This is a genomic window from Clostridium sp. DSM 8431, assembly GCF_900116755.1.
In the GTDB taxonomy this organism is placed as follows: Bacteria; Bacillota; Clostridia; order Clostridiales; family Clostridiaceae; genus Clostridium.
The window spans coordinates 1-8,301 of record NZ_FPBY01000147.1 but is presented as its reverse complement, the minus strand read 5'-3'; the positions used below and the strand labels follow the sequence as shown (position 1 = coordinate 8,301).

The 8,301-nt window shown below is 27.1% G+C and carries 8 protein-coding genes; 6 read left to right on the top strand and 2 right to left on the bottom strand.

All coding sequences use genetic code 11. The features are described 5' to 3' along the window. Nucleotides 1-102: 102 nt before the first annotated feature. Entirely contained in the window at nt 103-1,224 is a 1,122-nt protein-coding gene (locus BM384_RS13235; protein ID WP_090014313.1) for a glycosyltransferase family 4 protein, read from the bottom strand. Nucleotides 1,225-1,349: 125 nt separating this feature from the next. Here BM384_RS13235 and BM384_RS13230 point away from each other — a divergent pair, with 125 nt between their 5' ends. From BM384_RS13230 to BM384_RS13220, 3 genes are read left to right on the top strand one after another with little or no spacing between them, the layout of a single operon-like run. After that, nucleotides 1,350-2,345, top strand: coding sequence for a CotS family spore coat protein (locus tag BM384_RS13230; RefSeq protein ID WP_090014311.1), 996 nt, complete (start codon nt 1,350-1,352; stop codon nt 2,343-2,345). A gap of 6 nt (nt 2,346-2,351) precedes the next feature. After that, nucleotides 2,352-3,095, top strand: coding sequence for a hypothetical protein (locus BM384_RS13225; RefSeq protein WP_090014309.1), 744 nt, complete (start codon nt 2,352-2,354; stop codon nt 3,093-3,095). A gap of 17 nt (nt 3,096-3,112) precedes the next feature. Then, nucleotides 3,113-4,138 (top strand): CotS family spore coat protein, encoded by a 1,026-nt coding sequence (locus BM384_RS13220; protein ID WP_090014307.1) that lies wholly within the window; start codon nt 3,113-3,115, stop codon nt 4,136-4,138. Nucleotides 4,139-4,197: 59 nt separating this feature from the next. On the opposite strand, the gene BM384_RS13215 is transcribed toward BM384_RS13220, so the two are convergent. Then, complete coding sequence (locus BM384_RS13215) at nt 4,198-5,319, bottom strand: glycosyltransferase family 4 protein (RefSeq protein ID WP_090014305.1); 1,122 nt, start codon at nt 5,317-5,319, stop codon at nt 4,198-4,200. Nucleotides 5,320-5,423: 104 nt separating this feature from the next. On the opposite strand from BM384_RS13215, the gene BM384_RS13210 reads away from it, so the two are divergent. The 3 genes from BM384_RS13210 (at nt 5,424) to BM384_RS13200 (ending at nt 8,254) form a co-directional block, all read left to right on the top strand. After that, entirely contained in the window at nt 5,424-6,419 is a 996-nt protein-coding gene (locus BM384_RS13210) for a CotS family spore coat protein (RefSeq protein WP_090014303.1), read from the top strand. Between the two features lie 279 nt (nt 6,420-6,698). Continuing rightward, on the top strand, nt 6,699-7,556 hold the full coding sequence (yabG, locus tag BM384_RS13205; protein WP_090014301.1) for a sporulation peptidase YabG: 858 nt from the start codon (nt 6,699-6,701) through the stop codon (nt 7,554-7,556). 158 nt (nt 7,557-7,714) lie between these two features. After that, nucleotides 7,715-8,254: a PDC sensor domain-containing protein gene (locus tag BM384_RS13200; protein ID WP_090014300.1), complete on the top strand. Its 540-nt coding sequence runs from the start codon at nt 7,715-7,717 to the stop codon at nt 8,252-8,254. The last annotated feature ends 47 nt before the right edge of the window (nt 8,255-8,301 follow it).

Sequence of the window (8,301 nt, the reverse complement as noted above, 5' to 3'; positions counted from 1 at the left end):
TAAAGATGAAAAAATATAAGTATATGAAAAAAACAACCATACAAGCTTTTGAGCTAGTATGGTCGTTTGATTTTTAGGACTTTTTTTACAGCCCCCTTTTATCTATGAGTTTAAAATTTTTTTATATATTGAAAGAGTTTCTTTGGCAACAGTATTCCAACTAAATTCTTTACTTCTTTTATAGCCTATTTTTTTTAGTTTTTCCTTTAAAGATTCATCATTTAATAAAGTGACCATTGAAGAGCTTAATTCATCAATATTATATGGGTTTATAAGAAGAGCTGCATCAGAAGTTACCTCTGGAATAGAAGTTAAATTAGAAGTTATTACAGGGGTTTTGCAGCTCATAGCTTCAAGAGGAGGAAGTCCAAAACCTTCGTAAATTGAAGGATATACAAAGGCTTCAGCACCACTATAAAGTATTGGAAGATTACAGTCTTCAATAAATCCAGTAAATATAATAGAGTCAGATAGTCCTTTTTCCTCAGTAAATGCTTTTAATTCTTTTCCTTCATCTCTTAGGGAACCTGCAATCAATAATTTATGCTTTCTATTTAGAAAATTTTTTATCTTTTCAAAGGCTATGATGAGTTCTTTAACATTTTTTCTTTTACTAAATCCACCTACGTATAGGATATATGGATCAGTTACACCATAAGTATTTTCTATATACTTTTTGCAAAAATCTTTTTCAATAGGATGAAAGTTATTATCTGGAGCTAGGGGCGTAACGAATATTTTATCTTGAGGAAATTCAGGAAAAAATCTAAGTATATCTTTTTTTGAGTATTCAGAAACAGTTATAATTGCAGCAGCTTTAGAAATTATATAAGGCATATCTCTTAAAAATCTTTTAAGGTAGCCCTTGCCAACAGTTTCAGGTAGTATGTAAGGAATTAAATCATGAATTGTTACTATAGTTTTTAGTGAAGCATCAAAGGGAAAGCCTATTCCGTTTTGTGGAATGTGATATAAGTTTATCTCATTTTTTTTGAGTAAATTAGGGATATAGAATTTTTCGTAGAATTCTCCATGTCTTCCAGATGATAAAAATATATTTACATTCTTTTGGTTTAAGTCTTCAGGAATTTTTCCAGTACATATTAAGTTCAAGTTATCAGAGGAATCAATATTTATTAAATTTAGAACTAAGTTTTTTGTATATGTTCCTATACCAGATCCAGCATGAAGAGTCATGCTTCTGGAATCTATAGCAAGTTTCATAATACACCTCTAAAAAGACTTATATAATAAAATATTATGAAAGATAAAAAAGTGTGAATAAAAATCACATAAAAAATAGTTAAATCATATAATAGCAAGAAATTAATTTTTGGGAGTTTTAAAAGTTGGAGAAAGAAAGAGTACAGGATATTATAGAAAAGAATTATGATATTAAGGTTAAAAATATTGAGCAGGTTAAAAATACTTATAAAGTTGAAGCAGAAGAGGGAATATATTGTATAAAAATTATTAAATACAAATATCCACATTTTAAGTTTATACTATCAGCTATATTGCATTTACAAAAACAAGGTTTTGAGACTATTCCAGCTATTATAAAAAATAAAACTGGTGAATATTTTATAGAGTTTATAGGATACTATGCATATCTTACAGAATGGATAACTGCAAGAGAAAGTAATTTTGATAATCCTATAGAGCTTGCTATGGTTTCAGAGAAGCTTTCGAGCCTTCATAAATGTAGTGAAGGTTTTACCTTAACAAAGGATATGAAACCACGTATAGGGTGGTTTTCATGGATTAAGGTATTTAATACTAGAAAGGATGAAATATTAGATTTTAAAAAAAGAATAAGTCAAAAGGCATATAAGTCAAATTTTGATTTACTTTATTTAAGTTGTTTAGATGAAGAAATTGAAAGAGCTAATAAATGCATAAAATTATTAGAAAAATCAAATTACACTAAACTTATGGAAAGAGAGATGTTAAAAAGAAGATTTTGTCATCATGACTATGCAAATCATAATATTTTAATAAATTCTAAAAATAACATTTATATCATAGATTTTGATTACTGCATATTAGATACTCATCTTCATGATTTGTCATCTCTTTTTATTAGGGCAATGAAGGATGGAAAATGGAGCAGAGAAAAAGCAAATATTATTTTAAATGCCTATTGCAAAAACATAGATGTAAGCGAAGAAGAGCTTAAGATAATGGGGTATTTTATGGAGTTTCCTCAAGCCTTTTGGCAACTTGGAATTCAAATGTATTGGGAGCAACAGCCATGGAGCGAGGAATTATTTTTAAGAAGATTAAGTAAGTATATAGAAGACAGGGAAGGCAGAACATTGTTTATTCATGATTTTTTTAATTAAAAGGGGTTGGTTAATATTGAAACATTAGTAGAATATCTATTTAGAAAAAATGTAAAGATAAAAGATGAATATTTTAAATCTGAAAAGTATATTGACAATAATAGAATTTCAAATCAGATAAACTTAATAAAAGATTTGGATGAAATTTTAACTGGTTACTCTAAAATTGGATATACACGTATAAATAGCACCATAGGTAAAAGAGTAGAAGGCTATAAAGTAGAATTAAGAAGACTAAAAGTAGATTTAGAGTATAGGTGCAATAAGGTGGATTTAAATGAAATAGATAATTTTTTAATTGCTAATGGTGAAGAGATTATTAATCAAGGATATAGAGCATTAAAAAAGTTGAATAATATTAATTTTATAGAAATTATAAAAAGAAGTATGAATAGAGGAGAGATATGCTTAGGCAGAACTGATGAAGGTAATCTTAGAAAATCTAGTAGTATTGAGATTGGAAAGATAAAAAACATTTCTTATAACCTAATAGAAGAGGATGCATATAATTATTTAAAAAAAATAAAACGTAAAGATAAAACTATAGATGTTAAAAACTACATAGATGAATTTGTCAGTATAAATAAATTAGATAAAAATAGTTATGAGTATATAAATATTCTTTTAAACATTCCTTCAGATACAATGAAACAGTGGATAAGGTATAAGGAAGGAAGAAAAAAGTATACCTTAGATGAACAGTTAAAAATACTTCTTAAAACCTTAGAATATGAAAAAATCAATTTATAAATATGGGGTGAGATTATATGAACAAACCAAGGTATTCTGAAAAAAGATATTTATCAAACTATGAACTAAGCCTAGATTTTTTTAATGAAGCAGGTATTAAGGTTAATGATATTACACCTCTTAGAAAAGTGTTTTTATTAAATACAGATGAGGGAAATAAAATTTTAAAGCGAGTTGATTATGGGGAAAATAGGCTTAAATTTGTAAATAATATTGTAGATGAAATAAGAAAAGAAGATAAAAATGTAATGAGTTTTTATAAGTTTCCTGATGGCAAGACATATAAGCTATGGAAGGGATCTTATTACGTTATTATGGATTTAATAGATGGTAGAGAGGCTTCTTTTACAAACCCAATAGAAGTTAATATGTGTGCTGAATCTTTAGCTAATATGCATATGGCTTCAAAAAAGGTTGTTAAAAATAGTAATTTAGAAAATAAATTAGATATAAGTTTTTCTGAAAAGGTAAAGAATTCTCTATATGAACTTAAGGAGATAAAAAAACTTATAGGATTATATAAATTTAGAAATGAATTTGATGAAATATTTTATAAAAATATAGATACTTATATTGAAGAAGTTAATAATGTAAATGAAGAAATAAAAAATATCAAATATGAAGAGTATAGAGACAGTTTGAAAAATGTAGTTATATGCCATAATGATTTAGCACAGCACAATTTCATCTATAATAATAACAATATGTATTTAATAGATTTTGATTATTCTTCAGTAGATTTAAGAGTAATGGATATAGCAGATATAATTTTAAAAGGAATAAAAAATGCAGCCTTTGATGTCTATAAGAGTATTGAATTAGTAAAAAGCTATGATAAGGTCTATAAAATAGATGATTATGAATATAAATTAATATATATATTATTATCTTATCCTAGAGATATACTTACTCTTGGACGTTCTTATTATTTCAAACAAAAAAATTGGGATTATGATGTATTTCTAAATAGATTAAATATGAAAATAGAGAATGATAATTTTAGAAAGGTATTTTTAAAGAAATTTAAGGAAAAGTTAATATAAATGATAAAAGAATTTGCTTTGATATTTTAAGTCTTAGCAAATTCTTTTATTTTTTAATCTTAATTTTTAAGTACGCTTTCATATGCTTGTATTGTTTTTAATGCAGTTTTTTGCCATGAAAATTGTCCACTTCTTACAAGGCTTTTTTGTATCATTTCATTTGCAAGTTTTTTATCTTCAATTAATTTTTGAATGGCGATACTTAATTTGTGTGTATCTTCAGGGTTTATAAGAATAGCGGAATTTTCGCATACTTCTGGTAGTGAAGTTACATTTGAAGCTATTACAGGGGTTCCACATGCCATTGCTTCTAAAGGAGGAAGTCCAAAACCTTCATAAAAAGAAGGATAAACTAAGAGCTTAGCAGCATTGTAAAATATAGGCATATCTTGAAGAGGAATGAAATCTGTAAAAATAACATTACTAGATATATTTAATTTCTCGGTTCGCTCTTTATATATTTGATATGAAATTCCCTTATGTCCAGTAATGACAAGAGTATTTTTTTCTCTTATTGATAATGGAAGTAGAGAAAATGATTCAATAAGACCAAGTATATTTTTTCTTGGACTAAATCCTCCAACATAAAGAATAAAATTATTATTAATAGAATATTTAAGCTTTATTATATTTTTGCAGATTTCTTTGTTTAGAGGCTTATATATTTTCTCAGCAGCAAGATGAGTAACATATATTTTCTGTTTAGGAAAATTAAATTCTTTTGAAATATCATCTTTTGAAAATTCAGATACAGTAATAATACCATCACATTTTGGAATTAATTTAGGAAGTACATTATTGAATATATTAAGGTATCTTTGGCTGACTGTTTCAGGCATCTTTAAAGGAATAATATCATGAAGAGTTATAACTTTATTGCAATTTATATTCTCTGAAAGTCCAACACCATTTTGAGGAACGTGATAAAGATCAATTTTTGAATCATCTAAGATGTTAGGTACACTTACTTGATCCCAGAAGTTTTGATTTTCAGTATTATCAGCAAACTTAATATGAAAATTTGAATTTAAAGAATCTAATACTGAAGAGTCTGGTAAAAAAATTAGGTAATCATTTAAGGAATCAATTGAATTAAGATTAGAAATTAACTCATATGTGTAAGTACCAATTCCTGTCCCTCTGTACCACTTGGCAGCTCTGCCATCTATTCCAATTTTCATGATGTATCCTTTCTAAGTACTCTCATTTCATTATATTAATTTGCATTAAGTTTTGTTAATAAAAGAAATAAGGTGGACATATAAATATAAAGGAGGTGAGGACTATGATGAGGGAATTTGAAATAGAAAGGCAGTTTAATATTAAAATTGAGGTGTTAAAGGCCAACAAGGGCATTTATTATTTAAAAACTAACAAAGGAGAGAGATGTCTTAAAAAGATAAACTATGGACCTCAGAAATTATTATTTGTATATGGAGCTAAAGAGCATTTAGTTAAAAACGGATTTGAGAATGTAGATAAGTATTTCTTAAATACAGATGGAGAACCATATGCACTTGTAAATGAAGATTTATATACTCTTTCAGAGTGGCTTGATGGAAGAGAATGTGATTTTCACAATATTGAAGAGGTAAAGATAGCTGCAAAAACATTAGCTAAACTTCATGAGGCTTCTAAGGGGTATGATCCACCAGATAATTCAAAGCTAAAAAGTGACTTAGGAAGATGGCCTCATTTAATGGAAAAGAGAATTAAATCACTAGACAAAATGAGAGATATGATAAGAAAAAAGAGTGTTAAGAGTGACTTTGATATTCTATATTTACAGTCTATGGAGTTTTATAAGGATATAGGTAAGAAGGCATTAGATACATTAAATTCATCAGAGTATGAAAGCCTTTGCGCTAAAGCAGAAGAGGAAAAGAGCTTCTGTCATCATGATTATACTTATCATAATATAATTTTAAATGGCAAAGATGTTCATGTAATTGATTTTGATTATTGTAAAAGAGAAGTCAGAACTTTTGACATATCTAATTTTATGATAAAGGTACTTAAAAGAGTTGATTGGAATATTAGCTTTGCAAGAGATATATTAAATGCATATAACAGCGTTTCAAAGTTAAGTGATGAAGAAATGAAGGTACTATATGCATACTTACAGTTCCCACAAAGATATTGGAGACTTGCTAATCGTTATTATTATAATGAAGTTAATTGGGGGCAAGATACTTTTGCATCAAAGCTTCAGAGTATCGTCAATGAACAGGAAAAATATTTAAAATTCCTTGGAGAATTTAAAGAAGAATATAATCTATAAATTATTGATATGAGTATATTTAATTATACAAATGATTTTTAAAAATGTCTCAAATATAAATTAGCCATAAAAAAGGTTAATTTTTATTGAGACATTTTATTTTTTTATATGTAATATAACAAAATTAAAGGTTTTCGCAAAATACATAAGTGGAAGGTAATTATAAATAGTTTACTAAATTCAATAACGTCTGCTATAAAAGAATTTTTATAGAGCAATTAACATTTTTACTTAAAAAATCATATAAATACAGTGAAGTACTATAAAAAGGAAAAGAAGATGAACATTGGCGACTTAGTAGTAAGAAAATCATATGATAAAGATATTACATTCAAAATTATTGATGTAAAAGATAAGGATGGAAAAACAACATATATATTAAAAGGTATAAGCATAAGGATAATTGCTGATTCTGATGGGTCAGATTTAGAAGAGGCTCCTGAAAATCATATTGGTGATACAGAAAAGATACTAAATAGCAGAGTTAAAAAGGCTATAAGAAGCGCTGTTAAATTAAGAGCAGATTTAGTGCCAAGAACTAATAAAAGACTAGATAATTCTGAAGAAATGATGTTTGGAAGGCCTGGAAAGATTCTTCATGTAGATGGTGATGAAGAGTATATGGAAACTTGTTTAAAGGTTTATAAACAGCTTTCATTAGATGCTGTTGGACGTGCTGTACCAGAGAGAAAACAGCCAGATGTCATAGTTGATTTAGTTAAGGAAATTAAGCCAGATATTGTTGTTCTTACAGGACATGATGGTGTAGAAAAAGATTCTAAAGACTATTTAGATTTACATTGCTATAGAAATTCAAAATATTATATTGAGGCTATTAAGGCCCTTAGGAATTATAATTCTAGTTATGACGAATTAGTTATATTTGCTGGGGCATGTCAAAGCTGTTATGAAGGTATGCTTGATGCTGGTGCTAATTTTGCATCAAGTCCAAATAGAGTGCTAATTCATTGCTTAGATCCGGTTTTTGTATGTGAAAAAATTGCATATACAAGGATTGATGAAATAGTATCAATAAAAGATGTTATAGATAGTACGATAACAGGAATAAAAGGAATTGGTGGACTTCAAACTCGTGGTAAATATAGAGAAGGATATCCACGTTCATCTTATTTATAAGATTATTAATTTATTCAGTGAAGAATATGGAGTTGTTGAAGTATTCTTCATTTTTTTTATTGAAAATTTATTATATTTATAATAAATTTTTGAGCTATTAACAATAATTAATAAATGGTCGAAATATAGATGTAAAATATTTTAAGGGGAGATAACAAATGAAAAAAAAGGAGAGTATAAAGTCTAAATTAATTGGGAAATTATCACTGTGTTTCATAGGAGTTTTTTTAAGTGCATTTTTAGGAACATATTTAGTTGTGAATGCTAAATTAAGTAACATGAAAAGCGAAACTATGAAAGATATGGTTAATAATTCAGCCAAAATAGTAAAGGAAAAATTAAATGGAAAGTTGGAAGCAGCCCATTCTATTGCAGCTGATGAAAAAATAAATAATATGTCCTTATCTTTTGAGGAAAAACAAGAACAATTGTTAAATTATTGTAATAGTTTAGGAATTAGATCAATAGGGATAATTGATTTAGAAGGAAATTTAATTTCTACAGATGGTTTTTCTAATAATATTTCTAATAAAGAGTACTTTCAAAATTTACTTAAGGATATAGTTTATATCAGTACACCACAAATGGTTAAGGGAACAGATGATCAAATAATTTTGGCTGTATTTTTAAATAGAGTGATAAGTAAAACCAGCTATTCAAATATAGGTGGACGTCCTTTAAAGTTCGTGCTTAAATAAGGACGTTCTCCTTTTATATTTATTGGATTTTCATCAAATTTTGAGAA